General features: G+C 59.4%; 27 protein-coding genes and 1 tRNA gene. 15 read left to right on the top strand and 13 right to left on the bottom strand.

The genetic code is table 11. From position 1 onward, the window contains the following. Positions 1-59: 59 nt before the first annotated feature. Complete coding sequence (locus ACR0DL_RS09145) at positions 60-815, top strand: hydroxypyruvate isomerase family protein (protein ID WP_170410910.1); 756 nt, start codon at positions 60-62, stop codon at positions 813-815. 62 nt (positions 816-877) lie between these two features. Then, a complete protein-coding gene (locus tag ACR0DL_RS09140) occupies positions 878-1108 on the top strand; it encodes a DUF2798 domain-containing protein (protein ID WP_170410913.1) in 231 nt (76 codons plus the stop codon). Between the two features lie 58 nt (positions 1109-1166). Here the strand turns inward: ACR0DL_RS09140 and polA are convergent, their stop codons facing one another. The 3 genes from polA to ACR0DL_RS09125 form a co-directional block, all read right to left on the bottom strand. Further along, on the bottom strand, positions 1167-3965 hold the full coding sequence (polA, locus tag ACR0DL_RS09135) for a DNA polymerase I (protein WP_480688713.1): 2799 nt from the start codon (positions 3963-3965) through the stop codon (positions 1167-1169). Between the two features lie 90 nt (positions 3966-4055). Further along, positions 4056-4718 (bottom strand): YrbL family protein, encoded by a 663-nt coding sequence (locus tag ACR0DL_RS09130; RefSeq protein WP_480688711.1) that lies wholly within the window; start codon positions 4716-4718, stop codon positions 4056-4058. 34 nt (positions 4719-4752) lie between these two features. Further along, positions 4753-4932: a zinc-finger domain-containing protein gene (locus tag ACR0DL_RS09125; RefSeq protein WP_170396688.1), complete on the bottom strand. Its 180-nt coding sequence runs from the start codon at positions 4930-4932 to the stop codon at positions 4753-4755. Positions 4933-5019: 87 nt separating this feature from the next. Between ACR0DL_RS09125 and ACR0DL_RS09120 the strand changes: the two genes are divergently transcribed. Continuing rightward, the gene (locus tag ACR0DL_RS09120) at positions 5020-6012 is read left to right on the top strand and encodes an ABC transporter ATP-binding protein (protein ID WP_480688870.1); all 993 of its coding nucleotides are present in this window, start codon (positions 5020-5022) and stop codon (positions 6010-6012) included. Here the strand turns inward: ACR0DL_RS09120 and ACR0DL_RS09115 are convergent. Further along, complete coding sequence (locus ACR0DL_RS09115; protein ID WP_170376335.1) at positions 6009-6473, bottom strand: DUF1203 domain-containing protein; 465 nt, start codon at positions 6471-6473, stop codon at positions 6009-6011. The genes ACR0DL_RS09120 and ACR0DL_RS09115 overlap by 4 nt on opposite strands. Positions 6474-6582: 109 nt before the next feature. Between ACR0DL_RS09115 and ACR0DL_RS09110 the strand changes: the two genes are divergently transcribed. The 3 genes from ACR0DL_RS09110 (at position 6583) to ACR0DL_RS09100 (ending at position 11044) form a co-directional block, all read left to right on the top strand. Further along, positions 6583-9501 (top strand): error-prone DNA polymerase, encoded by a 2919-nt coding sequence (locus ACR0DL_RS09110; protein ID WP_170376336.1) that lies wholly within the window; start codon positions 6583-6585, stop codon positions 9499-9501. 51 nt (positions 9502-9552) lie between these two features. Then, a complete protein-coding gene (locus ACR0DL_RS09105) occupies positions 9553-9966 on the top strand; it encodes a group III truncated hemoglobin (RefSeq protein ID WP_480688709.1) in 414 nt (137 codons plus the stop codon). Positions 9967-10108: 142 nt separating this feature from the next. Continuing rightward, positions 10109-11044: a DMT family transporter gene (locus ACR0DL_RS09100; protein WP_480688707.1), complete on the top strand. Its 936-nt coding sequence runs from the start codon at positions 10109-10111 to the stop codon at positions 11042-11044. Positions 11045-11095: 51 nt separating this feature from the next. Here ACR0DL_RS09100 and ACR0DL_RS09095 read toward each other — a convergent pair whose 3' ends face one another. Further along, complete coding sequence (locus ACR0DL_RS09095; protein WP_170360895.1) at positions 11096-12208, bottom strand: S-(hydroxymethyl)glutathione dehydrogenase/class III alcohol dehydrogenase; 1113 nt, start codon at positions 12206-12208, stop codon at positions 11096-11098. Positions 12209-12337: 129 nt separating this feature from the next. Here ACR0DL_RS09095 and ACR0DL_RS09090 point away from each other — a divergent pair, with 129 nt between their 5' ends. Continuing rightward, entirely contained in the window at positions 12338-12628 is a 291-nt protein-coding gene (locus ACR0DL_RS09090) for an I78 family peptidase inhibitor (protein WP_170376339.1), read from the top strand. A gap of 61 nt (positions 12629-12689) precedes the next feature. Next, the gene (locus ACR0DL_RS09085) at positions 12690-14342 is read left to right on the top strand and encodes a DUF6504 family protein (protein WP_480688704.1); all 1653 of its coding nucleotides are present in this window, start codon (positions 12690-12692) and stop codon (positions 14340-14342) included. Positions 14343-14345: 3 nt separating this feature from the next. Here the strand turns inward: ACR0DL_RS09085 and ACR0DL_RS09080 are convergent, their stop codons facing one another. Continuing rightward, positions 14346-15071 carry an SDR family NAD(P)-dependent oxidoreductase gene (locus ACR0DL_RS09080; RefSeq protein ID WP_480688702.1) on the bottom strand — a complete coding sequence of 242 codons (726 nt, stop codon included), beginning with the start codon at positions 15069-15071 and terminating at the stop codon, positions 14346-14348. 167 nt (positions 15072-15238) lie between these two features. Between ACR0DL_RS09080 and ACR0DL_RS09075 the strand changes: the two genes are divergently transcribed. The 5 genes from ACR0DL_RS09075 to ACR0DL_RS09055 are packed head-to-tail and all read left to right on the top strand — an operon-like array spanning position 15239 to position 19445. Beyond that, positions 15239-16573 carry an NAD(P)/FAD-dependent oxidoreductase gene (locus ACR0DL_RS09075; protein ID WP_480688700.1) on the top strand — a complete coding sequence of 445 codons (1335 nt, stop codon included), beginning with the start codon at positions 15239-15241 and terminating at the stop codon, positions 16571-16573. Further along, entirely contained in the window at positions 16524-17069 is a 546-nt protein-coding gene (locus ACR0DL_RS09070; protein ID WP_480688698.1) for a hypothetical protein, read from the top strand. The genes ACR0DL_RS09075 and ACR0DL_RS09070 overlap by 50 nt, the downstream gene beginning before the upstream one ends. Continuing rightward, a complete protein-coding gene (locus ACR0DL_RS09065) occupies positions 17069-18292 on the top strand; it encodes an MFS transporter (RefSeq protein ID WP_425081400.1) in 1224 nt (407 codons plus the stop codon). The genes ACR0DL_RS09070 and ACR0DL_RS09065 overlap by 1 nt, the downstream gene beginning before the upstream one ends. Beyond that, a complete protein-coding gene (locus ACR0DL_RS09060; protein WP_170360907.1) occupies positions 18289-18906 on the top strand; it encodes a DUF3833 domain-containing protein in 618 nt (205 codons plus the stop codon). The genes ACR0DL_RS09065 and ACR0DL_RS09060 overlap by 4 nt, the downstream gene beginning before the upstream one ends. After that, positions 18903-19445 carry a DUF3833 domain-containing protein gene (locus ACR0DL_RS09055; RefSeq protein ID WP_480688696.1) on the top strand — a complete coding sequence of 181 codons (543 nt, stop codon included), beginning with the start codon at positions 18903-18905 and terminating at the stop codon, positions 19443-19445. Before ACR0DL_RS09060 ends, ACR0DL_RS09055 begins: the two co-directional genes overlap by 4 nt. 58 nt (positions 19446-19503) lie before the next feature. On the opposite strand, the gene ACR0DL_RS09050 is transcribed toward ACR0DL_RS09055, so the two are convergent. The 7 genes from ACR0DL_RS09050 to ACR0DL_RS09020 all read right to left on the bottom strand — a co-directional run bounded on the left by ACR0DL_RS09050 (position 19504) and on the right by ACR0DL_RS09020 (position 24337). Beyond that, on the bottom strand, positions 19504-20526 hold the full coding sequence (locus ACR0DL_RS09050; RefSeq protein WP_480688694.1) for a porin: 1023 nt from the start codon (positions 20524-20526) through the stop codon (positions 19504-19506). Positions 20527-20899: 373 nt separating this feature from the next. Beyond that, the gene (locus ACR0DL_RS09045) at positions 20900-22045 is read right to left on the bottom strand and encodes a TonB family protein (RefSeq protein WP_480688692.1); all 1146 of its coding nucleotides are present in this window, start codon (positions 22043-22045) and stop codon (positions 20900-20902) included. Then, positions 22042-22419 carry an ExbD/TolR family protein gene (locus ACR0DL_RS09040; RefSeq protein ID WP_170349681.1) on the bottom strand — a complete coding sequence of 126 codons (378 nt, stop codon included), beginning with the start codon at positions 22417-22419 and terminating at the stop codon, positions 22042-22044. Before ACR0DL_RS09040 ends, ACR0DL_RS09045 begins: the two co-directional genes overlap by 4 nt. Beyond that, the gene (locus ACR0DL_RS09035; RefSeq protein ID WP_170349680.1) at positions 22416-22742 is read right to left on the bottom strand and encodes a biopolymer transporter ExbD; all 327 of its coding nucleotides are present in this window, start codon (positions 22740-22742) and stop codon (positions 22416-22418) included. The genes ACR0DL_RS09040 and ACR0DL_RS09035 overlap by 4 nt, the downstream gene beginning before the upstream one ends. A 31-nt stretch (positions 22743-22773) precedes the next feature. Further along, positions 22774-23439 carry a MotA/TolQ/ExbB proton channel family protein gene (locus ACR0DL_RS09030; protein ID WP_170410957.1) on the bottom strand — a complete coding sequence of 222 codons (666 nt, stop codon included), beginning with the start codon at positions 23437-23439 and terminating at the stop codon, positions 22774-22776. Continuing rightward, positions 23436-23864 carry a hypothetical protein gene (locus tag ACR0DL_RS09025; protein ID WP_480688690.1) on the bottom strand — a complete coding sequence of 143 codons (429 nt, stop codon included), beginning with the start codon at positions 23862-23864 and terminating at the stop codon, positions 23436-23438. The genes ACR0DL_RS09030 and ACR0DL_RS09025 overlap by 4 nt, the downstream gene beginning before the upstream one ends. A 397-nt stretch (positions 23865-24261) precedes the next feature. Beyond that, positions 24262-24337, bottom strand: a tRNA-Lys gene (locus ACR0DL_RS09020). 220 nt (positions 24338-24557) lie between these two features. On the opposite strand from ACR0DL_RS09020, the gene dapF reads away from it, so the two are divergent. Both dapF and mtaB read left to right on the top strand, forming a co-directional pair. Further along, entirely contained in the window at positions 24558-25391 is an 834-nt protein-coding gene (dapF, locus tag ACR0DL_RS09015; protein ID WP_480688688.1) for a diaminopimelate epimerase, read from the top strand. Beyond that, a complete protein-coding gene (gene mtaB, locus ACR0DL_RS09010) occupies positions 25388-26644 on the top strand; it encodes a tRNA (N(6)-L-threonylcarbamoyladenosine(37)-C(2))-methylthiotransferase MtaB (RefSeq protein ID WP_170349664.1) in 1257 nt (418 codons plus the stop codon). Before dapF ends, mtaB begins: the two co-directional genes overlap by 4 nt. Positions 26645-26651 lie beyond the last annotated feature (7 nt).

Below are 26651 nucleotides of genomic sequence, written 5' to 3'. Positions count from 1 at the left end.
CCCTTCCCCAAAAATCGCCGTCCCGTTAAGGTCCGGCCAACAGCTGCCCGAGACCGCCCATGCCCAAATTTGCCGCCAATATCTCACTGCTCTTTGCTGAGCTTCCGTATCTGGAGCGTTTCCAGGCGGCGGCCGACGCCGGGTTCAAAGCGGTCGAAATTCTGTTTCCTTATGAACTGGCTGCAAAGGAAACGCGCCGCGCGCTGCTGGCAAATGGACTGGAACTTGTTCTGATCAACGCGCCGCCGCCCAATTACACCGGGGGTGAGCCCGGCTATGCCGCAGTTCCGGGCGGCGAGGCGCGGTTTCAATCCGATATCCGCCGTGTCTTGCGCTATGCCGAGATCCTACGACCAGGGCTGATCCACATCATGTCGGGTTATGCCACGGGTTCGGACGCGCAGGACTGTTTCGTGCGCAACCTGCAATGGGCCGCCGATTTTGCCCCGCAACAGCAGTTCACGATCGAACCGCTGAATCCGGTTTCCCAGCCCGGGTACTTTCTGAACGATTACGATCTGGCAATGCAGGTGCTGGACCATGTGAACCGCCCCAATGTCGGCCTGCAATATGACAGCTTTCATGCTCATATGATCCACGATGACGCGGAAACTGTCTGGAATAGCTTTCACCCGCGGATCGTCCACGCCCAGATCGGCGCCGCCCCCGACCGCTGTGAACCGGGGCGCGGCCCGACAGATTTCCAACGTCTGTTCGCAGCGATGGACGCAACGGGTTATTCCGGCTGGGTCAGCGCCGAATATATTGCCTCCACGTCCCGAACAACGGACAGCCTTGACTGGATGCGGGGCTAGCTCTGGCGTTTTGACGGAAAATACAGCACATCAGGGGAAACAAGACCATCAGGATGCCCGCAATGATCCCCGCCCGCTTTTCCCGCGCCTTGTTCAGCCTGATCATGTCGGGACTCATGTCCTGCCTGGTGACAGGGATCGCGACGGTAAAAGCCATCGGGTTAGGCCCCAACACCGTCAGCGATTGGATAGCGTCCTGGGCCTTTTGCTGGCCCATCGCCTTCACCGTCATCCTGCTGCTTGGCCCATCCGTGCAACGGTTGGTCAACCGCCTGGTCAGGCCACAGGACTGACCCGCTGTGAAGAGGGCCCGCCGGGACTGATGAACTGCGCCGCCCTTGTTTTTAGCAGCTAGTGCGCCTCGGCCCAGTTGGCCCCTTGCCCCGCGTCCACGCTCAGCGTTACATCCAACTTCACCGCCGGATCCGATGCACCTTCCATCACATCGCGCGCCACGTCGATCACCTGATCCACCGCGTCCTCAGCCACTTCGAACAGCAATTCGTCATGCACCTGCAACAGCATCTTTGCGGGTAACCCATTGATCGCATCCGGCATTCGAACCATCGCGCGCCGGATCACATCCGCTGCTGTGCCCTGAATTGGGGCATTGATCGCCGCCCGGCGTGAAAATCCTGCATGCGGTCCCTTGGCGTTGATTTCGGGCGTATGGATTTTGCGCCCAAACAGCGTCTGCACGTAACCATGCTCTTTGGCAAAGGCGACGGTGTCGTCCATGTAGCGGCGAATACCGGGGAACCGCTCGAAATAACGGTCGATGAAACCCTGCGCCTCGGCTCGTGGGATGCGCAGGTTGCGCGCCAGCCCAAAACCCGAGATGCCATAGATCACACCAAAGTTGATCGCCTTGGCCTGACGGCGGATATCCGGCGTCATCTCGTCCAGCGGCACATCAAACATCTCGGACGCGGTCATAGCGTGAATGTCCAAACCATCTGAAAACGCTTGTTTCAGAGCCGAAATATCGGCGATATGCGCCAGAATCCGCAATTCGATCTGGCTATAGTCGAGACTGACCAGCACATTGCCCGGCTCGGCGATGAACGCCTCGCGTATGCGCCGCCCTTCTTCCGTGCGCACCGGGATGTTTTGCAGGTTGGGATCGGTCGAGGCCAAACGCCCCGTGTTCGCCCCAGTGATCGAATAAGAAGTATGCACCCGGCCCGTATCCGGATTGATATGGGTCTGCAGCGCGTCGGTGTAGGTCGATTTCAGTTTGGACAGCTGCCGCCAATCCAACACCCGGCGCGGCAACTCATGCTCGGTTGCCAGATCTTCCAAGATATCCGCCCCGGTCGAATATTTACCGGTCTTGCCCTTTTTGCCGCCTTCCAGACCCATCTTGTCGAACAGGATCTCACCCAGCTGCGCGGGTGAGCCGACATTGAAGTTCTCTCCCGCCAGCTCATGGATTTCAGCCTCTAATCCCGCCATTTTCTGTGCAAACGCGTTCGACATGCGGCTTAGGACGTCGCGGTCGACCTTAATGCCGTGCATCTCCATCTCTGCCAAAACCGGCACCAGAGGGCGTTCGAGCGTCTCATATACTGTGGTCACCTGCACCTGATGCAGTTGCGGCTTGAACAGTTTCCACAGGCGCAGAGTGATATCCGCATCCTCGGCAGCGTAAGCTGTAGCTTCATCAATCGGAACCTTGTCGAAGGTGATCGCCGACTTGCCCGAGCCCAGCAATGGTTTGATCGGGATCGGCGTGTGGCTCAGATACCGTTCGGACAGGGTATCCATACCATGTCCGTGCTCGCCCCCATGCATCGCATAGGACATCAGCATGGTGTCATCGATCGGGGCCACGTCGACGCCATACCGTTTGAATATCTTGGCATCGTATTTCATGTTCTGGCCGATTTTCAGGATCGATGGATCCTCAAACATCGGTTTCAGCAGGGTCAGAGCCTCATCCAACGGCATTTGCCCATCGGCCAGCGCATCCGATCCGAACAGATCATCCGTTGCACTTTCGCGATGAATCAGCGGCACATAGCAAGCTTCACCCGCCTCAACACTCAGTGAGATACCAACAAGCTCAGCGATCATTTCATTCAGCCCGGTGGTTTCGGTATCGACCGCGACCCAGCCACGCTCATATGCCTGATCAATCCACTTTTGCAGCGCCCCGGCATCGCGTACGCATTCGTATTTCGACGCATCAAAGGGGACGGCCTCAGCCTCGGCCTCTTCGGCCGCAGGTGCGGGCGCATCAGCGATTACCGGGGCCTCGGCCCCCAACTTGTCGGCGATGCGCTTGGTCAGGGTGCGAAACTCCATCTCGGCCAAAAAGCCCAGCAAAGTGTCCGGTTCGGGGTCTTTCACCTCAAGATCATCAAGGGTGAAATCCAGCGGCGTCTCTTCGTCCAACTGCACCAACTTTTTCGACAGCTCGATCTGATCGCGCTTTTCGATCAGCGTCTGGCGGCGTTTGGGCTGTTTGATCTCTTCGGCGCGGTCCAACAGGGTTTCCAGATCACCATATTCATTAATCAGCAGCGCCGCCGTCTTGATCCCGATCCCAGGCGCGCCCGGCACGTTATCGACGCTGTCACCTGCCAGCGCCTGTACGTCGACCACCCGTTCCGGCCCAACACCGAACTTTTCGAACACCCCATCGCGGTCGATGCGCTTGTTCTTCATCGCGTCCAGCATTTCCACGCCGCCGCCGACCAACTGCATCAGATCCTTGTCCGAGCTAACGATTGTCACCCGTCCGCCGGCATCGCGCGCCTGCACGGCGAGGGTCGCGATGATGTCGTCGGCTTCATAGCCCTCCAACTCTTTGCAAGCGATGTTGAACGCCTGCGTCGCCTCGCGCGTCAGCGGCATCTGCGGGCGCAGATCTTCGGGCATCGCCTCGCGGTTGGCCTTGTACTGGTCATACAGGTCATTGCGGAAGGTGTGCGATCCCTTGTCGAAAATCACGGCCACATGGGTCGGCGCGTCCGGCCCGGCGTTTCCTTCGACATATTTCTGCAGCATGTTGCAGAACCCAGACACAGCGCCAATCGGCAACCCGTCGGATTTCCGCGTCAGTGGGGGCAGCGCGTGATAGGCCCGAAAAATAAAAGCCGATCCGTCGATCAGATGCAGGTGACATCCTTTTCCGAAATTGCTCATGTACGCGCTCCGTTCTGGTTGGGAACGGTTCTGCCACAGGGTTGTGCAGGTGACCAGCGCAGAAGACAAACAAACTGCGGATCCGCTTGCTTAGCCGAGGTTGAATACCCTGCGCGCCTTATCCCAGACCAGCCCTGTACGATCTGCGATTTGCTGCAACTGCTTGTTTAGGGACTGATCATTCAAACGACGGCTCAGTGACCGCAGGGGAACAAGGTTACGCTCACCATACCCATCGATCAAAAGAAACATCCGGGTCTGACCGCGTAACCCGTAGACGATGTTTTCCGCGTGGATGTCACGGCCCACAATCTGCAGTTCGAACAACTTTTCCACAAAACGGTTGAGGTCACCCAGCATCTGATCGCTCAGCCCCTGCTGTCGGCACATCGACAAAAGATGGTTCGCAAGCTGGCCATCGCTGGATTGAATCCGTTCAACCACAACCCCCGGCCCGACATCTGTCTGCACAACGCCGAACGACCGTGCCAATGGCAGCTGCGCGATTTCCTCACCGCTTTTCAGCGCGGCTTTCATCTCACATTCGATCTCTTTCAAGGCGTTGCGAAAGGCGGTGTCCGGCAAAATCCGCCGCACCAACCGTTTAGAGAACGAGCGGTTCCGGCGTGTACGGGGCCGTGTCACCTTGATCAAAAGCGCGGGCTGATCCGGGTAGGCATACACATTTCTGTGGCCGCCTTTTGCCAAAGGCTCATGATCCGATAGCCTCAAAAGCTGCACTGCATATGGCATCCGGCCTCCGTTTCGCGCGGCACCTGCCACTCTGTCAGCTTTGTGCCTGGCTGCCGGACAGCACATATTTGCAATCGCAGTACGGACACTCGACCCAACCGATATCCTCGGGGATTTGCAGCCAGACGCGCGGATGGCCCAATGCGCCTTCGCCGCCGTCACAGGCGACACGGGCGGTTTCGACGATCTTGGTTTCCGGCGCTTCGATTGTCACGGCTGGCGATCCTTCTTCGGTTGTCGGCCTCGCGGGCATGCATTAGGTGCGTTTATGAGCGATGAGCAAACCGGGGGCAAGGGTCACATGGCCGATGCGGCAATCAGGATCGAAGGGCTGCGCAAAACCTATCGTGGCGGCAAGGGCCAGCCCGAGAAGAGCGCATTGAAAGGCATCGACCTGACCGTTCCACGAGGGTCAGTCTTTGGCCTGCTGGGGCCGAACGGGGCCGGAAAATCGACCCTGATCAACATCCTGGCCGGGCTGGTGGTGAAAACCTCGGGCCATGTATCGATCTGGGGCTACGATCAGGACCAGAACCCGCGCCAGTCCCGTGCTTCTATTGGGGTGATGCCGCAGGAACTGAACCTCGACCCGTTCTTCACACCGCGCGGTGCGCTTGAGGTGCAGGCTGGCCTTTACGGCGTGCCCAAAGCACAGCGCCGCAGCGATGAGATTCTGGAGCTGGTTGGCCTCAGCGACAAGGCCGAGGCCTATGCGCGAACCCTCTCGGGCGGGATGCGGCGGCGGCTGCTGTTGGCCAAGGCGCTGGTGCATCATCCTAAGATCCTTGTGCTGGATGAACCGACGGCGGGCGTGGATATCGAACTGCGTCAGATGCTGTGGGCCAATGTGCGCAATCTGAATGAACAGGGCATGACCATCATCCTGACCACGCATTATCTGGAAGAAGCACAGGAAATGTGCGACGAGATCGCCATCATCAACCACGGCGAAATGATCGCGCAGGACAGCACCGCCAACCTGCTGGGCCGGGTGGACAGCCGCACCATGGTGATTGCTCCGGATAGCCCGGTGACCGATTTGCCGACGACCGAAGGCGTCGAAGCCGCTTTGCGAGACGATGGCACCCTGGTATTGAGCTATCGCAGCGCCCAGACCAGCGCCGAACAAGTTCTGGAATCCGTACGCTCTGCCGGCATCCGCATCCGCGATGTTCGTACCGAAGAAGCTGATCTCGAGGATGTCTTCCTCGCCCTTACCTCATCCCGCGCGAATGAGACCCCAGCAGACGATCAGGATCAGCCGCGCCGGGGCCTGCACCGGGTCAAGCTTTAGACCCGGTCGATTCGAGCCTGGTAGCAATTGTTTCGCGCGGATCGGACGTGGATATAGCTCACGTCGGGGCGGGCAAAGATATCCCTGACGGCAGTGGCAATCTGGTCTGTGGGTGTGATCGCTCCGGTGCCATAGACGATCCGGTCATCGGTTCCGTAGCCCTTGATCAGATAGTCGGGTGACGTGGTCAGAATTTCTGGCAGCCCTTTCCCCTCGTACCGCTCACACTGTGCAGCGCATAGAAATATCGGACCCGTTTCCGCGTAAGGATGTGTCTCTAGAAAAGGCCGGTGCGCCAATATCAGCATCTCTTCGCCCTCAGGAATATTCTGCAGGCAATGGCGGCATGGATTGCCTGTGCCTGTGGATGTCGCGCGCTCTGGCGTGGCGCCATAAGCATCCGGGTGACCAGCCTGAAGGGCGCGCACTTCGTCGGTTGCCAATGCGGTGATCTTGAACATTTTGCGTCTCCTTTTGCCCAATCATGCCCACCCGGAAAATCCCAATCGACCCGTTTCCTGCGCAAAGGACTCGAAAAAGAACAAAACGTGAATATAATATGGAATCGCCATGTATGCCGAACTGTCGATCACGTCGAATTTTACCTTTCTCACCGGGGCTTCACATCCCGAGGAATATATGGAGCGTGCCGTCACCCTTGGCCTACCGGCCATCGCGATTGCCGATGACAATTCGGTCGCCGGAATCGTCCGTGCCCATACCCAAGCGCGCGAAATCGCCCGCAAGGTACGTGAACGGCTGGAGTGGGAAGCGCAGAACACCTCTATCGGCCCACCTTGCCCCGATCACATCCCCAAACCGCTCTCTTACCCCATCCACGCGGTGCCGCGCCTGATCCCAGCGGCGCGGCTGATCTTTACCGACGCGCCCACCGTCACCGCCCTACCCCTGAACCGGCAGGGCTGGGCCAACCTGTGCCGTATCCTGTCCAAAGGCCGCCTGCGCGCCGAAAAGGGCGACTGCATTCTACAGCTGTCCGACCTGTTGGAATTCTCCGACGGTCTCCACCTGCTGCTCTGGCCACAGGCGACACCGTCTCCGGGCGGCGCGAACGGATGGCGGACACAGGCGCAACAGCTAACGCGCCGCTTTGCCGGGCGGATGCATCTGCTGATGCATCCCCGGTATGATGGTGCAGATACTGTCTATTTCTCTTTATTAGAGACTGAATCAAAGCAACTCGGCATTCCCACCCTAGCCAGTGGCACACCGCTGATGCATCACGGCACCCGTCGCAAGCTGGCCGATGTGGTGACCGCCATCCGCCTACGCCGCAAAGTCGATGAGCTCGGTCGCGAAGCGCTGGCCAACGGGGAACAGCGCCTGCGGTCTGAGGCCGAGATGCTGCGGATATTCAAAGGCCACGAAGGCGCGGTCACCCGCGCCCATCAACTCAGCGAACAACTAACCTTTTCTCTGGACGAGCTGCGCTATGAATATCCCAGCGAAGGTAGCGAACAGGAAACCCCGACTCAACGCCTGCACCGCCTGGCGCATGAGGGTTTAAAATGGCGCTATCCGGCGGGCGCGTCGGAAAAGGCGCAAAAGATGCTGGCGCATGAACTGACCCTGATCGGCAAGCTGAAATACGAACCCTACTTCCTGACCGTGCGCGACATCGTCCATTTCGCCCGCTCACGCGGTATCCTGTGCCAGGGGCGGGGCTCGGCGGCCAACTCGGTGGTCTGCTTCTGCCTTGGCATCACCGAAGTCAGCCCCGAGATGGGCACCATGGTCTTTGAACGCTTCGTGTCCGAGGCCCGCGATGAGCCCCCCGATATCGACGTCGATTTCGAACATGAACGGCGTGAAGAGGTGATCCAGCACATCTACGACCGCTATGGCCGCCACCGTGCGGGTCTCTGCGCCACCGTGATCCACTATCGCGGCAAACGCGCCATTCGTGAGGTCGGGCGGGCGATGGGCCTGACCGAAGACACCATTTCAGCCTTATCCTCACAACTCTGGGGCTTTTTCTCTGCCGCCGGGCTTGAGGCTGAACGCATGCGCGAAATCGGTCTCGACCCCGAGGATCGCCGCCTAAAACAGACTCTAATGCTGGTCTATGAGATCAACGGCTTTCCCCGCCACCTTTCGCAACATGTCGGCGGTTTCATCATCACCGAGGGGCGTTTGGACGAGCTGGTCCCCATCGAAAACGCCACGATGGAGGACCGCACGGTCATCTGCTGGGATAAGGACGACATCGACTCTCTGGGTATCCTCAAGGTCGATGTCCTCAGCCTCGGAATGCTCACCTGCATCCGCAAGGCGTTCGACCTGATCGGCCAACACCACCAGACCAGCTATACGCTGGCCACCCTGCCGCCCGAGGACCCAATGGTTTATGACATGCTGTGCAAGGCAGACAGTATCGGCGTGTTTCAGGTAGAATCACGTGCGCAGATGAACTTTCTGCCCCGGATGCGGCCCCGCAATTTCTATGATCTGGTGATCGAGGTCGCCATCATCCGCCCCGGCCCCATCCAAGGCGACATGGTCCACCCCTATATCCGCCGCCGCAACGGAGAAGAGGAGGTCAGCTTCCCCTCGGACGCGTTGGGCGAGGTGCTGGGGAAAACGCTGGGCGTTCCGTTGTTTCAGGAACAGGCAATGCAGATCGCCATTGTCGGTGCCGGGTTTACCCCGGAACAGGCCGACCGCCTGCGCCGGTCGCTGGCAACCTTCAAGAAACATGGCAATGTCAGCGAATTCCGCGCGCTGTTCCTGCGCGGCATGAAGCGCAATGGCTATGACGATGACTTTGCCGAGCGTTGTTTTTCGCAGATCGAAGGCTTCGGCTCTTACGGTTTTCCGGAAAGCCACGCGGCCAGCTTTGCGCTGCTGGTCTATGCCTCGGCCTGGATCAAATGCCATCACCCGGGTATCTTCGCCTGCGCGCTGCTGAACTCGCAACCGATGGGGTTCTATGCCCCCGCCCAGATCGTACGGGATGCACGCGAACATGGGGTTCAGGTGCGCCCGGTCTGCATCAATGCCAGTTTCTGGGACAATGTGATGGAACCCGACGGTCATGGCGGGCTGGCCCTGCGGCTGGGGTTTCGCCAGATCAAAGGCCTTAGCGAGGAAGACGCCAGCTGGCTGACCGCCGCGCGTGGCAACGGCTACCATCAGGTCGACGATGTTTGGCGTCGCGCGGGCCTTGGACCGTCGGTGATCGAACGACTGGCCGAAGCCGATGCCTTCGCCGCCTGCGATCTGACCCGGCGCGAGGCGCTGTGGCAAGCCAAGGCGATTGCCACCGCCAAACCTCTGCCGCTGTTCTCACAGGATCTGGAAGGCGAGGCGCTGGACGAGCCCGAAGCCTATCTGCCCCAGATGACGCTGGGCGAACAGGTGGTCGAGGATTATGTGGCCACCCGTCTCAGCCTCAAGGCGCATCCGGTGGCCCTGCTGCGGCATATTCTGACACCGGACCAGCGCGACAAAACCACCCCTGTAGCGTAACCCCTGAACCAGCTATTGACCGCGAACAGAATCGAAACCCCGAGATCACGCATGTCCAGACCAACCCTGCCCCCGCGATTCCCCGCGAAGCCCGAGCAAATCAACGCGCAGGTCAGCGCCTTCTATGCTCGCGTCCGGGAAGACAAAGTGCTGGGGCCAATCTTCAACCGACATGTCGATGACTGGCCCGCGCATGAGAAAAAAATTGCCGCCTTCTGGCGCAACGCCATCCTGTTCGAGCGTAGCTATGACGGCAATCCACAGCGGGTTCATATCGAGCGGTCAGATGTAAAACCCGAATTCTTCGCCCATTGGCTGGATCTGTTCGAAGAGGTCGCCACCCGGATGCTGCCACCGGAAACCGCCATTCCCTGGATCGCCTTGGCGCGTCGTATCGGTGTGGGGATGAAAGCGGGTGTTCAGTCTGCCCGTCAGCCTAAGGGCGCGCCGCCGATCCTGCGATAATCGGATATCATACCGGCTTTGACATGTTAGCGGTAAAATAGGGGCTATCAGACTCTGCAAAATGGGTTTATGCAGCGCGAATAGACAGCCCGAGATCACTCCGTGCCGTCCTAAACACCGCACATCACCCGAGGCCAGACTCATGAGCACTCAAAACACTACCCTCCGGGGTCTTGGCTATGCGTTTGCAGGCTTTGCAGTTTTTGCGAGTCATGACGCACTGATCAAAGTGCTGGGCGGGACCTATTCGGTGATGCAGATCATCTTTTTCGCCACGCTGTTTTCCTTCGTGCCGATGGCGGTGACAATCCTGACCGACCGGACAACCGGGAACTTCCTGCCCCATCACCCTTGGCTGGTACTGCTTCGCTCGGCCTTGATGGTTTCGTCCATGGTCTGTGCTTTCTATTCCTTTTCGGTTCTGCCACTGGCTGAGGTCTACTCGCTGCTGTTTTCCTTCCCGCTGATCGTCACCGTCCTGTCGATTCCGATATTGGGAGAGGTCGTGCGCGCCCAACGCTGGGCTGCTGTCGGCATCGGCCTGATCGGCGTGCTGATCGTCCTGCGTCCTGGCGCGACCGATATCACATTGGGCCACCTCGCCGCCCTGACGGCCGCGTTCTGCAGCGCCTTTGCATCCGTTCTGGTGCGCAAGATCGGGAATGAGGAACGCTCGGCCGTATTGATCTTATACCCGATGCTGCTGGCCATTGTGGCGATGAGCCTTGCCCAACCCGCCGTGTATCTGCCGCCCTCGCTGCTGCATCTGGCAATGATGGCGCTGGTCGGCGTGTTCTCGGTCATCGCCCAGCACCTGATCATCCTTGCCCACCGCGCCGCGCCCGCCGGTGTCATTGCGCCCAGCCAATACAGCCAGATCATCTGGGCCACGCTGTTTGGCATGATCTTCTTCGGCGAAAAACCCGACGCTTGGGTCGCCGTCGGAGCCAGCATCATCATTGCATCCGGCGTGTTTGTGGTTTGGCGTGAGAGCCGGGCAAATGCATCCGCCAACACTCCGGTTCTGCGGGTGCGATCACCGCGGTCGGATACGGGTGCGTCGCGTCCGGGTGAATGAATACGGCGCGCCAATCAGCGCGCCGCAGGCAAATTTCTCGGAGCTAGAGGCTTAGTAAACCACAACCGAGCGGATGCTTTCGCCCTTATGCATCAGGTCAAACCCGTGGTTGATGTCGTCCAGGCCCATGGTGTGGGTGATCATCGGGTCAATCTCGATCTTCCCGTCCATGTACCAATCAACGATCTTGGGTACATCGGTCCGGCCCCGCGCGCCGCCAAAGGCGGTGCCACGCCACGACCGGCCTGTGACCAGCTGGAAGGGGCGGGTCGAGATCTCGGCCCCGGCAGGTGCCACGCCGATGATGATCGATTCTCCCCAGCCCTTATGCGCCGATTCCAGCGCCGCGCGCATTACGCCGACATTGCCGGTGGCGTCAAAAGTATAGTCCGCGCCGCCCTTGGTCAGGTTGACCAGATAGGGGACCAGATCGCCCTCAACTTCGGACGGGTTGACGAAATCGGTCATGCCAAATTTCGTGGCCATTTCCACCTTAGACGGGTTCAGGTCAACGCCGACGATCTGATCCGCTCCGGCCAGGCGCAGGCCCTGGATCACGTTCAGGCCGATACCGCCCAGACCGAACACGATGGCGCGGCTGCCAATCTCGACCTTGGCGGTGTTGATCACCGCGCCAATACCGGTCGTCACGCCGCAGCCGATGTAACAGATCTTGTCGAACGGAGCGTCCTCACGCACCTTGGCCAGCGCAATCTCGGGCAGGACCGTGTGGTTAGCGAAGGTCGAGCAACCCATGTAGTGCAGGATCGGATCGCCATCCAGCGTCGAAAAGCGCGAGGTGCCATCGGGCATGAGGCCCTTACCTTGGGTTTCGCGGATCGCCTGACACAGGTTAGTCTTGGGGTGCAGACAGTATTCGCATTCGCGACATTCCGGGGTGTAGAGCGGGATCACGTGATCGCCCGGCTTCAGGCTGGTCACTCCCGGGCCGACCTCGACCACCACGCCCGCGCCTTCGTGGCCCAGAATGGCGGGGAACAGCCCTTCGGGGTCAGCACCCGACAGGGTGAATTCATCGGTGTGGCAAATGCCGGTGGCCTTGATTTCCACCAGAACCTCGCCCGCTTTGGGACCTTCGAGGTTTACCTCCATCACTTCCAAGGGTTTGCCGGCCTGAACGGCGACGGCGGCACGGGTACGCATATCGTTGTCTCCCTGTCTTCTTTGCCCCGACCCTGCGTCAATCGCAGAGGGTTTTCAACTGCGCTTTGGTGACAGATCGGCTAATGATTTGATATTGCAGAAACGACATTGCCGCAAAGAGGAACGCCAATGCGCCGATTTATTCCGATTTTGATCTTGCTGGCCGCTTGCGCCGAAACGCCACCCGCACCGGAAGACGCCCGCCTTGCACCCGAAGCCGCACCGGTCGATCTGGCCTTTTGCGAGGGTGAACCCTTTGGCGATTCCATTGGTCAGCCGGTTTCGACCATTCAGGGCCGGCTGCCTGAACGCGCGCGTGTGTTAGGGCCGGATGATTTGGCCACGCAGGATTACCGCATCGACCGGTTGAACGTGTTCGTCAATGACGCCGGGATCATTCAGCGTCTGACCTGCGGGTAGGCGTGGACTCGGGGCATGATTCTACGATAAGAACAAAATGGGAACATTTTGATGTCTGCCGATGCCCAAACGACGAATACTCTCACTCTGGTTTCCCCGTCTGGGGGCTGAACGGCTCGTCCGCGCTGCGCGGGGCCTGCAGGATGGGCCTTTGGCCGTGGTGGCCGAGCAGGCGAACATGCAGGTTGTCACCTCGCTGAATGCACAGGCTCAGGCCGCCGGGTTGCGCGTGGGTCAGCCGGTGCGCGATGCCCATGCCATGTGCGCGAATCTTGTGACGCGCCCTCGCAATACCCCCGCCGAGACCGCGTTTCTAACCGCTTTGCGCCGCTGGGCAGGCAAATTCAGCCCCTGGGTAGCCGAAGAATCACCGGACGGGCTGATTGTCGACCTGTCGGGCTGCGCCCATCTGTTCGGCGGCGAAGAGGCGTTGCTGAGCGTACTTGAGGTCGACTGCGCCGATATGGGCCTGAGCGTACAGATGGGCATCGCCGACACGCTGGGCGCGGCCTGGGCGTTGGCGCGATACGCCGGGCAAGAAGCCACGTCCGACCGCAACGGCGACGCCATCAGCCAAGAGGCCCGTGCCACCCGTGCCCGCGCCACCAAACGGCGGCACTGGACCAAAGGTGGCGCCGCGCCGCAGGTGATGGCCTTGGGTGGTGGCGCGCGGATTGCAGCGCCGGGACAATCCTATGGCGCGCTCAGCCCCCTGCCCATCGCGGCGCTGCGGTTGGAGGATCAGACCGTGGCGCAGTTGAACCGGCTGGGCCTGCGCCGGATCGGCGATCTGTTGGGCCAGCCGCGTGCCAGTTTGGCGCGACGGTTCGGGCGGGGTCTGGTGCTGCGGCTGGATCAGGCGATGGGCAGCGCGCCCGAACCGGTCTCGCCCGCCCGTCCGCCGCATCGCTTTGCGGTGCGGATGACCCTGCCCAACCCAATCGGTCTGATCGAAGACGTCATGGCCGCCATTGATCGGATACTGCCCACGCTTTGTGCAAAACTGGAGGAGAAAGGCCGCGGCGTTCGCACCCTGCGGCTTGAGGCACATCGCGCCGATCAGGCCGCTGAGATTGTCGAAGTCGGTCTCGCCCGTCCGACCTTTGACAAATATCGTATTCGCCCTTTGTTAGAGATGAAAGTCGACAAGATTGATGCGGGTTATGGCATCGACATGCTGCGGCTTGTGGCGGTCCAGACCGAGCCTATCCACGCCCGCACCATGGCGGGCCATGCCGAGGCCCGCCGCGCCGTGCGGGATCGGCTTGAGGGCAACACCGCCGTCGACGACCTGATCGGTAAGCTGGGCGCACGCGTGGGGCTGGAGGCGATCACGCGGCGGCACCCGGCGGCCTCACATATCCCCGAGAAGACGGCGCAGACGCTGGCCGCAGCCTGGTCGGAACCGGCGCATGACTGGCCTGCCCCTCCGCGTCCCCGCCCCTTGCAGATATGGCAACCCGAACCGGTGATGGCGCCGGAAACCCCGGACGTGCCCAGCGCCTTTCGCTGGCGTGGGCGCGACTGGCAACTGGCACAAGCCACGGGCCCGGAACGCATTGCGCCGGAATGGTGGCTGGACGATCCCAACTGGCGCAGCGGCGTGCGCGATTACTGGGTGGTGGTGACCGAGCAAGGGGAACGGCTATGGCTGTTTTACGGCCACGGCGGCACCATGTCGGCAGGCTGGTTTTGCCAGGGACAGTTTTGTTAGAGTCTATTTTCCACGATAAACCAGCCAATCAGGCAAATAGTCGATCAGACGCACCAGCCAGGAAAATGGTGCTGGAAAATCAGTACGGAATCGGCGACGTGACATCGCTTTGACCACCCGGTCCGCTGCATCCTCGGGCGTCATCAGCATCGGCATCTTGAAAGTGTTCTTCTCGGTCAGGCGGGTCTTGATAAAGCCCGGATTGACGATGCGCACCGTCACCCCTGTGCCCGCCAGGTCGAACCGCATGGTCTCGGCCAACGAAACAAGTGCTGCCTTGCTGGCCGCGTACCCCACCGCCGCGGGTAAACCCCGATACCCCGACAAAGACCCAATCAGCGTGATATCCCCGCGCCCCCTACGTACGAACCTGCGTACAACCTCACCCAGAACCCGCAGGGCACCCGTATAATTAACATCCGTCATCGCCAGCACGGCCTCGGAATTCCAATCGGCAGAGCGCATCGGTTCATAGGATCCGGCGTTATAGACCAACCCGTCCACCTCTCCGGCCTCGACCGCGGCACGACGTACAGCGTCCAAATCTGTCACGTCGCACGGAACAGCTTGCGCATTTGGCAGGGCAGAACAAATCTCGGTTAGACGCTCGGTATTGCGGGCAGACAGGATCAGATGTGCGCCCTGACGGCTCAGCGCCTCGGCCAAAGCCCGGCCCAGCCCTTCGCTGGCGCCAACGATCCAATAGGTTTTTCCTTCAAAGCTGCTCATGCCTTGGCCAATACAGTTGCGTCTTTGACTTTACGGCCAGAGCGACGCACTGGATCAAAACTCCAGACGTGACAACATAGTGCTTTTGCGAAAAACTTCTAATCCGATTGATCCACCCCGGCATTTCCTGCGTATCCTATTGTAAAATGTCGCACAAAGAGGATGGCATGTTCGACGAAACCCGAGGCGTACGCAAGAAAATCGCGGTAGTAGGTGCAGGTATCTCAGGTCTGTCGGCCGCTTACTATTTGTCAAAAAACAACGACGTGACCGTGTTCGAGGCCGAACCCCGGCTGGGCGGCCATGCCCGAACCGTCATGGCAGGCAAAAACGGCGACCAACCTGTCGATACCGGTTTCATCGTCTTCAATTATGCCACCTACCCCTATCTGACGCGCCTGTTCGATGAGCTGAACGTGCCCGTCATCAAATCCGAGATGAGCTTTGGTGCCACCATCGACAACGGCCGCATTGAATACGGTCTGAACAACCTGCGCACCCTGACGGCGCAGAAACGCAACCTCGCGCGGCCTGCCTATTATAAGATGATCGCGGACATCCTGCGCTTTGGCAAAGAAGCCCCCGAAGCCGCACGTGACGATGACACCACGATCGGAGAGCTGGTCGATCAACTGCGCCTAGGCCATTGGTTCCGCCACAATTACCTGATGCCGATGTGCGGCGCGATCTGGTCCACTCCGGTGGAGTTTGTGGATCAGTTCCCAGCCCGTTCGCTGGTACAATTCTTCCGCAACCATGCCCTGCTGGCCAGTGGTCGCGCCAATCAGCATCAATGGTACACTGTCAAGGGCGGCAGCATCGAATATGTCCGCCGCATCGATGCCGCGTTACGTGAGCGCGGGTGTGAAATCCGTCTGGCCTGCCCGGTTGAGCATATTCAACGCGGCGATGCCGGTGTGACTGTCCACAGCCAGGGTCAGGTTGATCTGTTCGACGAAATCATATTGGCCACCCATTCCGATCAGTCCCTTGCCATTCTGGGCGAGACCGCAACAGATGCGGAAAGAGCTGCTTTAGGCTCTATTCGTTACCAACCGAACACGGCTATCCTGCACTGTGACCCAAGCCAGATGCCGCGCCGCCGCGCGTGCTGGTCCAGCTGGACCTACCGTTCGCAAGCGGGGAATGTCGGCGTGACTTACTGGATGAACCGACTGCAGAATATTCCAGACAGCGATCCGCTGTTTGTGACGCTGAACGCATCTTCGGAAATTCCCGCGGGTAAAATCTATGACAAGGTCGAGTTTGCCCATCCGGTGTTCGACAAAGCGGCCCTGAAAGCTCAGGGGCAAATCCGCGAGATGCAGGGACAGAACCGAACCTGGTTTGCCGGGGCTTACAACCGGCATGGCTTTCACGAAGACGGGATTGCCAGCGCGATGCATTTTGTTGAGCGCCTTAACGGCACCCCGCACAAACTCGGAGCTGACAATGGCATTCCTGCACAAGACCCGGTCATCCCTGCCTCGGCTGATCTCTGATACCTGCCGCGCTGCACTGTTTTCTGTGATCGTGCTGGCCCCGGGCGGGTTGGCCGCGTCACCGATCACCCAGACGCTGACTGATGCGCAACTCAGAGGCAGCGCAACCTTCCGGTTTTTGGGCATGCCGATCTACGAAGCCAAGCTGTATACGCCGCAAGGCAGCACGCTCAATTGGACGCAGGACTTTGCATTGCAGCTGACCTATCGCAAATCCCTGAAACAGAAAGCACTGGTTGAATCGACGTTGGATGAGATGGCTCGACAAGGAAACCCTGCCCCGACGCAGGCCCAGTTACAGAAGTGTTTTCAGGCGGTTAGCAAGGGCGACAACTATATTGCAATTTCGGAAGGCCCGAACAAAGTTGGATTTTGGCGAAACGGCCAAAAGACCTGTACCCTGTCCTATCCCGGCGCCAAAAGCGCCTTTATGTCCATTTTTCTGGGCGACAACACCCGATCGGGCAGTTTCACCCGACAATTGAAGGGCGGATGATGCTGTACCCGCGTGTCAGTCTGTATGCGCTGATGCTCGCTGCGGCGGGGATACCGCTATATATCCATCTGCCGCGATTTGCTGCCGTCAATCTTGGTATCGGGTTGGGTGTGATCGGCACCGTTCTGCTGGTGATCCGGTTAATCGATCTGGTGCAGGATCCGCTGATTGGTTGGGCCATAGACCGCTGGCCAAACGCGCAACTGCTGTTTGCTGCGACCGCTGCGATTGGTTTGGCGATCGGGTTTCCAATGCTGTTTGGACTGCCGCCGGGAACAAATATTGCCTTATTAGTCTCTGTTTTAATCTTACTGTTCTCAGCCTACAGCTTGGGCACCATCCTGCTTTACGGTCGCAGCGCGACGCTTGCCATACAGCCAGAGCCGAAAGAGTTAATAAGAATGGCCGCATGGCGCGAAGGCGGGCAGTTGACAGGCGTCATCCTTGCAGCCAGCGCCCCAGCCTTGTTCGTAGGATTCGGAGCCAGCGCGCAGGGCTATCCCGCCTTTGGCCTGTTTCTGGGCCTGATCGCGATCTTCACCCTGACCCTGACGATCCCAATCTGGCGCCGACCCCCGATTACTGGCGACGGCCTGTCGTTCAATGGGCTCGCACAAGCTGGTGCGCTGCGATTGCTGCTGCTGGCGCTGGTCAACAGCCTACCAGTGGCCATCACTTCGACCCTGTTTTTGTTCTTTGTCGAAGATCGCCTGCAATTGCCGGGAAAAGCCGGACCACTGCTGATCCTGTTCTTCCTCAGCGCCGGGGCCAGCGTTCCGCTTTGGGCAAAGCTGGCTAACCGGATTGGCCCGAAACGAACACTGATCATCGCCATGCCCCTGTCGATCGCGGGGTTTATTGGCGCAGCTTTGTTGTCCGCCGGTAATCTGACCGGGTTCGCCGCAATCTGCCTGGCTTCGGGCGCGGCACTGGGGGCGGATATGGTGGTGCTGCCCGCGATGTTCTCAGTCGCGCTGACGCGGGCGGGGCTGAACGCATCCGCCGCATTTGGCATCTGGTCATTCGCTGGCAAGCTGGGCCTCGCGCTCGCTGCCTTTTTCACTCTGCCGCTGCTGGAACGCAGCGGGTTCACCCCAGGACAGGCAAACTCGGCCGAGGCGTTGCGGACGCTCACCCTCGCCTATGCCGTGCTGCCCTGCATCCTGAAACTCGGCGCGTTTGGGCTGGTCCTGACGTTGCCTTCTGAGGTCTCAGCCAAATGACTATCGTAGCTATCCTACTGCTTGCCATCCTTGTTCTAGTCGCAGCTCAGCGCCGGTTCCTAAGCTTTCGCTCGCAATCCCCTGCCGATTACAGCGGCACCGGGCCTGCCTTTAAAATGAAAGAAGTCCTGAACGGCGAAATCCTGTCCGAAGGGCTGATTTATGGCCCCAATGGGAAGATGTCGAACAGCTTTGTCGCCCGTATGGTGGGGAAATGGGATGGCAACACCGGCACGCTGACCGAGTATTTCACCTATTCCAACGGCAAGAAGATGACCCGCAAATGGCATCTGACGCTGGGCACGGGCGACACGTTTACCGCGACGGCAGAAGATATCGTCGGTGAGGGTCACGGCACAATTTCGGGATCGACCGTGAAGCTGACTTATCGGATCATCCTACCCCAAGACGCGGGCGGGCACACACTGGACGTTACCGATTGGATGTACCTGACCGAGAACGGTGTGATCATGAACCGGTCCGAGATGCGCAAATTCGGCATCAAGGTCGCTGAACTGGTCGCCACCATGCGCCCCGCGCCCGAAGCTAAAGCTGCGCATGTCAGCGGTTCAAATGGCTATGACACCGCGGTAGAAACGAGGACCTTGCAATGACGCCCCGCCGCATCCTGATCGCGGCCCTTGCCATCGCGGGGCTTGCCGCGCTGACCGCCTGTTCCGCCAAGCCGCGCCTACCTAAAAGCTTTCTGTCCGACCGGCAGTTGAACCTTGAGGAGTTCTTTGAAGGCAAAACCGTAGCCTATGGTCAGTTTCAGGATGTTCTGGGCAATGTCCCCCGCCGATTTACGGTGGATATCCAAGGCACCTGGGATGGTGAAACCCTGACCCTGATCGAGGATTTCGTCTATGACGACGGCGCCACCGAACAACGCATCTGGACCCTGATCAAAACCGGTCAGGACACCTGGACCGGAACTGCGCCTGGCGTTCTGGGCGCTGCCAGCGGGGTCGAGCGTGGTGATACCTTCAACTGGACATACAAGATCGATCTGCCGGTCAAGGACGGCACCATGCGGGTCAATTTTGACGACTGGATGTGGCTGCTAAGTGATGATCGTCTGCTGAACCGCGCCTATGTTTCGCGATATGGCGTACGGCTGGGCGAGGTCATCCTGTTCTTTGAAAAACAGTAAGCCACCCAAAAGGGCGAACCCAAAGGCCCGCCCTTGAACTTAGGTCAATCAGGTCACTTTAGAAGTTGAACCAGACACCAAAGTCGGCCTGAATCCGGCCGTCGTCGTCACCGTCTTTAACTTCGCCAACGGCACCACGCAGTGTAGCGCCCGCACCCAGATCATAGATGGCGCCCACACCGATGTTGCGCGTGTCATTATCGGCCGATCCGTCACCATAGACCAGCTGCAACGTGGTCGCTGCACCCAGGTTATAGGCGACCGAGAAACCGTAAGCAGCGCCGTTTTCATCATCATCGGCCACATCGTCGTCCGCCAGGAACAGCGTTCCGTAGAAGTCATTGAATTCGGCACCCAAAGTGAAGACGGTCAGGCTTTCCTTTTCGACACCATCACCTTCATCGGTTTCACCATAAACAAGCGAGGCGGTGATGTTGTTGAAAGTATAAGCCGCACTTACGTCCCAGCGGTCACGGTCCGTGGTTGCGCCAGTGCCATTGTTTGCAAAGATGGTGTTCTGGTCGTAGGACGCCGAAACAGCAAAATCACCAACGGTGTACTGGAAGAACACGGCATTGTCGCCCGAACCGGTCGATTCATACTCGAGGAACGAGTAGTTCACGCCCGAATACTGACCCAGAAACTCTTCCAGGCCGGGCTCGGTGCCAAAATAGTCATCCAGGTTGTCGAATGAACCGGCCACGTTGCCGGCGTCAACACGTAAGCCACCATAGATAACAGAGAACCGCGCGCCGTTCAGACCGGCGTTGTTGGCTTCACCAGTGTCGGAGTCTTCGTCGGCCTGCAGACGAACACGACCTTCAAACCGAACGCCACCGTCAGTTTCCGTGAAACCGTCAATATTCAGACGGAAACGTGAGATCAGGATGGCCTCGTCAGAATCTGCCGTGAATTGGTTTACCGTACCATTGGCTGTGGTGGTGGTCAGTGTCGTGTTCTGACGGTCCTCAAGGTAACCAATACCAAAACGGCCATAGCCGCTGAGGTTGATGCCGGATTCGGCCGCTGCGATGCCTGCGGTTGCAATTGTTGCGGTCGACGCAAAAAGAAGTTGTTTCATGATAAGTCCACGAGAGTGAGAGGAGTTTGGCTACAAAGTGTGGCTGAGCGCCTAGTCGAACAAATCGCGGGCATGCTCAACAGGGCCCGCGGACATTCGAACGTCTTGCCCTCGGCTTGCGTTGCAACTTTGCACAGGTGAAATCAGATAAACTTTTTTTATTGTTTATTTTTAGATAATTAGCATAGCTTCCAGAAGCCGTTACAAAAAGTTGATCGCAGAAAAAGGCCGCGACCTCTTTAATTTAAAGAGACTGACCCAATAGCCGTAAATGGTGTTTTCGATACTCATGCCAACGCCTTACGGCCACGCTGATCGGCAAAATCCAACGCTTTCGAATATACCTGCTCAGCCTGCCAAGCTCTTTGGCAGATCAGTTGCCGTAATAGACAAAAGACAGCGACCGGCTGACACCTCCGGGCGGTTTCGGAAAGGGTGAGGCCGCTGCCACCTGTGCCTTGGCTGCCCGTTCAAGATCCGGTGTGCCGTTGGTATCCACCACTTCGACATAATCCAGGGTTCCGTCCGGCTTGATCACGAAAAACACCCTCGCAAAGCCCCGCGCTGCTGTATAGACGATCGGCGCGCGGTTCAGGTGAACCAGAACCTCTCCGGCATAATTCGTCCGGTCAGAATTTCCGGGCCCTCGCCCGCCTGAGCGCCTGCCGCTATTGCCCGAAGTAAACCTGTCGACACCCCGGCGAGCGTATGTGGTCAGGGGGGATTCAATTTCGCGCGATGGATACCGGAGGTTGCTGAAATCCCGCACGCTACGCAACACGTCCCGCGGTTCAGACTGTGGGCGACGATCCGGCAGTTGTGGGCGGATCGAAGAGGCCACAGCCAGCTCTGATCCTTCGCTGCTTTCCTCTGCCTGCGGTGCGGATTCGGCTTGGGCTGCGGGAATATCGGGCTCGACCGCCTCGCTTTCGGTGGGGATATCCGGCGCGACTGATGGCAATACGTCTTCCGACGGGTCCGGCAGCGCGGCAAGCTGCTCGGCCTCAATCGGTTCAGGTGCCGCGGCCTCAGTAATCGGCTCGGTCACCTCGGGGTTGCTTTCTGGGGCTTCGACAACCTCGGCAGTTTCTACGTCCGGAGTTTCTTCCACCTCGTCACTGGCGCTCTGGTCGCCATTCGTGGTCTCTTGGGGTTCGGGGGCTTCCGACTCGACCGGTTCGGGGGAAACGGGCTGCAACACTTCTGAGGTGCCCGTATCGGGCGCAAAGGTTTGTTGGGGATCGTCCGAGGCCACATGCACTTCGCTGGTTGGAATCTCGGCAGTTTCGGGCGGGTCTTCGACCGGAGGTTCAGGCGTTTCCTCCGGTTCGGGCTCCACAGGTTCAGCGACGGCTTCAACCAGATCTTCGAAACTGTTGCCCAGTTCGACCCTGTCGGGTGTATCAGTGTCACCTGATTGTCCGGTCAGTCTGGGTGCGGTCAGGCTTAGCCCCGTCAGATGCAGCAGCAGCGACAGAAGCGCGGCCAGAACCGCAATGACCACCGACCCCCGGATCATTCCAGAGCCTTTTCGGTCACGACAAACACGGATACGGCGCCCAGTCGCCGCAGTTCAGCCGTCACTTCCATCAGCCGAGCGCCCGGCGCCTCGCGATCCGGGACGATACGTACCGGTCCGGGGTCGCGCCCTGTCATATAGGTTTCGGGGTCCATCGGCGCGCCGCGAAAGCTGAGCGTTCCGTCCCGGTGCAACACCAGCGCATCGGGCGGTTCGCGGCCTTCCAACTCGGACGTGTCGACCAGATTCAGATCAGGATCCAGCGGCGTGGCCACCGTTCCCGCGATCAGAAAGAAGATCAGCATCAGGAACACGACATTGATCAGCGCAATGGTCGAGTCGCGTTTGCGGCGGGGGCGGCCAGGACGGATCATTCCAGCACCAGAACGCTGAGGCCCTCGCGCCCGCGTAGCAAAACCAGCAGGTCCACCAGCCGCTGCGCCGTCGTGTCAGGGTCCAAACTGACCAGCACCTGCCCGGTCGTCACCTGTGTGGTCAGGTCCGCAAGCGTGACCGGAGTACCGTTCAGAACCAGCCTTTCTTCTCCCAGCTGCACAAAGGCGCGATCTTGAGGTGTGTCCGCGGTCGGGTTGCCCGCTGTGGCGGCGCTCAGCTCGATCTCGCCATATTTGGAAAAGGTCGAGGTCAGCATGAAAAACAGCAGCAACAGAAAGATCACGTCGATGAGCGGTGTCATCGCCAGTGGTCGCCTGACAAAGGGTGCGAGGTTACGCATGTCCGGGCGTGGACGCCATGCTCTGTGCGTCCTCGGCCAGCGGGATGGCCTGCCCCGGCACCAGTACGGTGCGCAGCGCCTTATCGGCGAACACCCGTTCCCGTGCGGTGCGGCTTTCGAACCACGACAGCACCATCGAGGTCGGCATCGCCACCGCCAGGCCCACCGCAGTGGTCACCAGCGCCACCCAGATACCACCCGCCAACAGCGACGGATCAACCGAGGACCCGGCGGTTTGCAGACTGCGGAACGCTTCGATCATGCCCAGAACCGTACCAAACAGACCCAACAGCGGCGCCAGCTGCGCCACCGTGTCCAGAAGACGGAAACCACGTTCAAGCCCGGCCAGCGCCAGCCCCGCCTCGGCATCCAACCGTTGATCCAGACCGGGTGCGTCCGGCGCATCCATCGCCACGCCGACCAGCGGCGCAAGATAGCTGTTGCTTTTGGCCAGTCGCGCGCGGGCGGCTTGCTTGTCACCGGCATCCCAAGCGTCCAGCGCCTGCGACAGCACCCGGTGCCGACCAACGCCCGACGCGGCGAATTGCCAAAGCTTGTAAAGCGTCACCGCCAGCGTCACCACCGACATGGCGATCAGGATGGCCACAACCGGCCCGCCCAGGGCCAGAATTTCGCGCAGGGCGTCAAGAATACTCATCCCAAAAGCTCCACTTCAGTACGGCTGCGCAAGGTTGGTGTCTTGTCGCAGATTTCGCTGTCAGCACCGTCGACGGTACAGCCGCTTAGCCCATTGATCAGAACCCGCCCAAGTTTTTCACAGGCGATGTCGCGTACATCAAACTGACGCACGCGGGGGCGTTCCGCTGGCAGGTCCCGAAATCCAAAAAGGGTAAAGCGTTCGAACACACCAGCGGCATCGAAAATCACCACCTGATAATTGGCAGTGTCGATCGCCGTTGCAGTTTCGTTTTCGACCAGAAAGGTCAAACGGCAGGCGCCTTCGACATCTTCAGTCGCGTTCAGCTCGACCACCAACCCCGGCGCATCCTTCGCCGTTTGGGCCTGAGCCGCAAAGGGCAGCGTGCTAACGATGGCAGCAAGGGCCAAAGGGCGAAACTTCATGAATACGCTCCCAATTGTTTCACGCAGGCAGAGGTTCTGACAGCGCTATGTCCGTCTTATCCAAGACCGCTGGGGCGCGAAAGGGTTGCGGACATCTTTGTGATAAAGTGCGATTTTCGACCCGTTCAACCCTATTGCCGGGTCAAGGGCAACAGCGTGCTGCTCTAGTTGATGTCACTGGGGCAGTTGCAGGCAGTCCTATTTGTCATCGCGCAGTCCACTCACTGGCACGAACAGACTTACATGTCGGACCTGCGCCCACTTCAGGTCTGATCGGCTTAAATTTCTTGTTCGCAAGCACACTCACACGTGAATAGCTATCGGGGAAGGGGTGCAAACAAACCTCGTGGTAACGTCAGCTTCTGCTCCACGACAAATCTTGCTTTTATTAAAAAAGTGGTGAGCCGTGCAGGATTCGAACCTGCGACCCACTGATTAAAAGTCAGTTGCTCTACCAACTGAGCTAACGGCCCACTCTTTTGTTGGATCTGTTCGATCCGTGGCGCTCTCTAAGGTATTTTCCCGACTGGGTTCAAGCCCTTATTTTGCACCTCGTTTCACCGTCACTTAACTTGTTTCCGGCGTCCCGATAGGCGGCCTAATTAGGGAGGTGACGCGGGGGGGTCAACCCCTTTTTTCAGGAATCTGCATCGCAGGGTGGATTCCTTTCAAACGCGTGGTTATATGCGCGCCATGCAACGAATGATGACCTCTGGTTTGCCCTTCATGAAGATGCACGGGCTTGGCAATGACTTTGTCATTGTAGATGCGCGCGCGCAAGGTGTTGAGATTTCGCCTGCGCTTGCTAGGGGAATCGGGCACCGACAGTTCGGCGTGGGTTTCGACCAGCTGGCCGTGATAGAAAACGGTAACGCAGATGCGCATCTGGTGTTTTATAACGCCGACGGGTCGACCTCAGCGGCATGCGGGAACGCCACGCGCTGTATCGCCCGTTTCCTGATGGAAGAAAGCGGCAAATCGGAACTGACGCTGACCACCGAACGCGGCACGCTTTTTGCCTGCGATGCCGGGGACGGCATGACCTCGGTGAACATGGGGCAACCGCAGCTGGACTGGCACGAGATTCCGCTGGCCGAAGAGGTCGATACCCTGGAGTTACCGATCGAGGGCACTCCGACCGCGACCGGCATGGGTAATCCCCATTGCACGTTCTTTGTCGAAAACGCCGAGGCGATTCCCCTAGAAGAATTTGGCGCGCGGTACGAGTATCACCCGCTGTACCCTGAGCGCACCAACGTGCAGGTGGCGCAAGTCATAGAACCGGACCACATCCGCATGCGTGTTTGGGAGCGGGGCGTGGGAATCACGTTGGCTTCTGGCTCGTCCTCCTGCGCGACGGCTGTGGCTGCTGCCCGTCTTGGCCTGACTGGTCGCAAGGTGCAGATTGATCTGGACGGTGGCACCATTTGGGTCGACTGGCGCGAAGATGGCGTCTGGATGACCGGCCCCACCTGCCATGTGCTCTCGGGCACTCTGACCCCGGAATTTCTGGAATCTCTGGAATGAGCGCTCCCAAATTCACCACGCTAGGCTGTCGCCTGAACGCCTATGAGACTGAGGCGATGAAAGAACTGTCGCAGCAAGCCGGTCTGACCGACGCGGTGGTGGTGAATACCTGCGCTGTAACTGCCGAGGCCGTGCGCAAGGCCCGGCAAGAGATTCGCAAACTGCGGCGGGAGAACCCCGACGCACGGCTGATCGTGACTGGATGTGCTGCGCAAACCGAACCCGAGACCTTTTCCCGGATGGAGGAGGTCGATGCGGTGATTGGCAACACCGAAAAGATGCAGCCCGACACCTGGAAAGGCATGGCCGCGGATTTCATCGGTGAGACTGAGGCTGTGCAGGTCGATGACATCATGTCGGTGACTGAGACGGCGGGACATCTGATTGATGGGTTCGGCACCCGCTCGCGCGCTTATGTGCAGGTCCAGAATGGCTGTGACCATCGCTGCACCTTCTGCATCATTCCTTATGGCCGCGGCAACTCGCGCAGCGTCCCTGCGGGCGTGGTGGTGGATCAGATCAAGCGGCTGGTGGACCGGGGCTATAACGAGGTTGTACTGACCGGCGTTGACCTGACCTCTTGGGGCGCTGACCTGCCCGCAGAGCCCAAGCTGGGCGATTTGGTCATGCGCATCCTGAAACTGGTGCCTGACCTGCCGCGGCTGAGGATCAGTTCCATCGACTCGATCGAAGTGGACGAGAACCTGATGCAGGCCATCGCAACCGAACCACGCCTGATGCCGCATCTGCACCTGTCGCTACAGCACGGGGATGACCTGATCCTGAAACGGATGAAGCGCCGCCATTTGCGTGACGATGCCATCCGCTTTACTGAAGAGGCCCGCAAGCTGCGGCCTGAGATGACCTTTGGTGCCGACATCATCGCTGGCTTCCCGACTGAGACCGAGGCGCATTTCGAGAATTCTCTGAAACTGGTCACTGACTGTGATCTGACTTGGCTGCACGTCTTTCCCTATTCCAAGCGCGACGGCACCCCAGCGGCTCGGATACCGCAGCAGATCAACGGCAACATCATCAAGGACCGTGCCGCCCGGCTGCGCGCGGCGGGTGAAGCACAGGTCGCAAAGCACCTGAACGAACAGATCGGCAAGACCCATCACATCCTGATGGAAAACCCGCATATGGGCCGCACCGAGCAGTTCACCGAGGTCGCGTTCAACACCCCGCATACCGAAGGACAGATCGTGACGGCCAAAGTGCTAGGGCGCTCAGACACACAGCTGACTGCCTGAGGTAAAG

This window comes from Ruegeria sp. BB5, from assembly GCF_056539405.1.
Note: the sequence above shows the minus strand (reverse complement) of the source record. Positions and strands in the feature narration are given on the sequence as shown.

What these genes read in the sequence shown, in the direction of transcription:
- ACR0DL_RS09145 (WP_170410910.1), top strand. Translation starts at nt 60, where the DNA reads ATGCCCAAATTTGCCGCCAATATCTCACTGCTCTTTGCTGAGCTTCCG.
- ACR0DL_RS09140 (WP_170410913.1), top strand. Translation starts at nt 878, where the DNA reads ATGATCCCCGCCCGCTTTTCCCGCGCCTTGTTCAGCCTGATCATGTCG.
- polA (WP_480688713.1), bottom strand. Translation starts at nt 3,965, where the DNA reads ATGAGCAATTTCGGAAAAGGATGTCACCTGCATCTGATCGACGGATCG.
- ACR0DL_RS09130 (WP_480688711.1), bottom strand. Translation starts at nt 4,718, where the DNA reads ATGCCATATGCAGTGCAGCTTTTGAGGCTATCGGATCATGAGCCTTTG.
- ACR0DL_RS09120 (WP_480688870.1), top strand. Translation starts at nt 5,020, where the DNA reads ATGGCCGATGCGGCAATCAGGATCGAAGGGCTGCGCAAAACCTATCGT.
- ACR0DL_RS09115 (WP_170376335.1), bottom strand. Translation starts at nt 6,473, where the DNA reads ATGTTCAAGATCACCGCATTGGCAACCGACGAAGTGCGCGCCCTTCAG.
- ACR0DL_RS09110 (WP_170376336.1), top strand. Translation starts at nt 6,583, where the DNA reads ATGTATGCCGAACTGTCGATCACGTCGAATTTTACCTTTCTCACCGGG.
- ACR0DL_RS09105 (WP_480688709.1), top strand. Translation starts at nt 9,553, where the DNA reads ATGTCCAGACCAACCCTGCCCCCGCGATTCCCCGCGAAGCCCGAGCAA.
- ACR0DL_RS09100 (WP_480688707.1), top strand. Translation starts at nt 10,109, where the DNA reads ATGAGCACTCAAAACACTACCCTCCGGGGTCTTGGCTATGCGTTTGCA.
- ACR0DL_RS09095 (WP_170360895.1), bottom strand. Translation starts at nt 12,208, where the DNA reads ATGCGTACCCGTGCCGCCGTCGCCGTTCAGGCCGGCAAACCCTTGGAA.
- ACR0DL_RS09090 (WP_170376339.1), top strand. Translation starts at nt 12,338, where the DNA reads ATGCGCCGATTTATTCCGATTTTGATCTTGCTGGCCGCTTGCGCCGAA.
- ACR0DL_RS09085 (WP_480688704.1), top strand. Translation starts at nt 12,690, where the DNA reads ATGCCCAAACGACGAATACTCTCACTCTGGTTTCCCCGTCTGGGGGCT.
- ACR0DL_RS09080 (WP_480688702.1), bottom strand. Translation starts at nt 15,071, where the DNA reads ATGAGCAGCTTTGAAGGAAAAACCTATTGGATCGTTGGCGCCAGCGAA.
- ACR0DL_RS09075 (WP_480688700.1), top strand. Translation starts at nt 15,239, where the DNA reads ATGTTCGACGAAACCCGAGGCGTACGCAAGAAAATCGCGGTAGTAGGT.
- ACR0DL_RS09070 (WP_480688698.1), top strand. Translation starts at nt 16,524, where the DNA reads ATGGCATTCCTGCACAAGACCCGGTCATCCCTGCCTCGGCTGATCTCT.
- ACR0DL_RS09065 (WP_425081400.1), top strand. Translation starts at nt 17,069, where the DNA reads ATGCTGTACCCGCGTGTCAGTCTGTATGCGCTGATGCTCGCTGCGGCG.
- ACR0DL_RS09060 (WP_170360907.1), top strand. Translation starts at nt 18,289, where the DNA reads ATGACTATCGTAGCTATCCTACTGCTTGCCATCCTTGTTCTAGTCGCA.
- ACR0DL_RS09055 (WP_480688696.1), top strand. Translation starts at nt 18,903, where the DNA reads ATGACGCCCCGCCGCATCCTGATCGCGGCCCTTGCCATCGCGGGGCTT.
- ACR0DL_RS09050 (WP_480688694.1), bottom strand. Translation starts at nt 20,526, where the DNA reads ATGAAACAACTTCTTTTTGCGTCGACCGCAACAATTGCAACCGCAGGC.
- ACR0DL_RS09045 (WP_480688692.1), bottom strand. Translation starts at nt 22,045, where the DNA reads ATGATCCGGGGGTCGGTGGTCATTGCGGTTCTGGCCGCGCTTCTGTCG.
- ACR0DL_RS09040 (WP_170349681.1), bottom strand. Translation starts at nt 22,419, where the DNA reads ATGATCCGTCCTGGCCGCCCCCGCCGCAAACGCGACTCGACCATTGCG.
- ACR0DL_RS09035 (WP_170349680.1), bottom strand. Translation starts at nt 22,742, where the DNA reads ATGACACCGCTCATCGACGTGATCTTTCTGTTGCTGCTGTTTTTCATG.
- ACR0DL_RS09030 (WP_170410957.1), bottom strand. Translation starts at nt 23,439, where the DNA reads ATGAGTATTCTTGACGCCCTGCGCGAAATTCTGGCCCTGGGCGGGCCG.
- ACR0DL_RS09025 (WP_480688690.1), bottom strand. Translation starts at nt 23,864, where the DNA reads ATGAAGTTTCGCCCTTTGGCCCTTGCTGCCATCGTTAGCACGCTGCCC.
- dapF (WP_480688688.1), top strand. Translation starts at nt 24,558, where the DNA reads ATGCAACGAATGATGACCTCTGGTTTGCCCTTCATGAAGATGCACGGG.
- mtaB (WP_170349664.1), top strand. Translation starts at nt 25,388, where the DNA reads ATGAGCGCTCCCAAATTCACCACGCTAGGCTGTCGCCTGAACGCCTAT.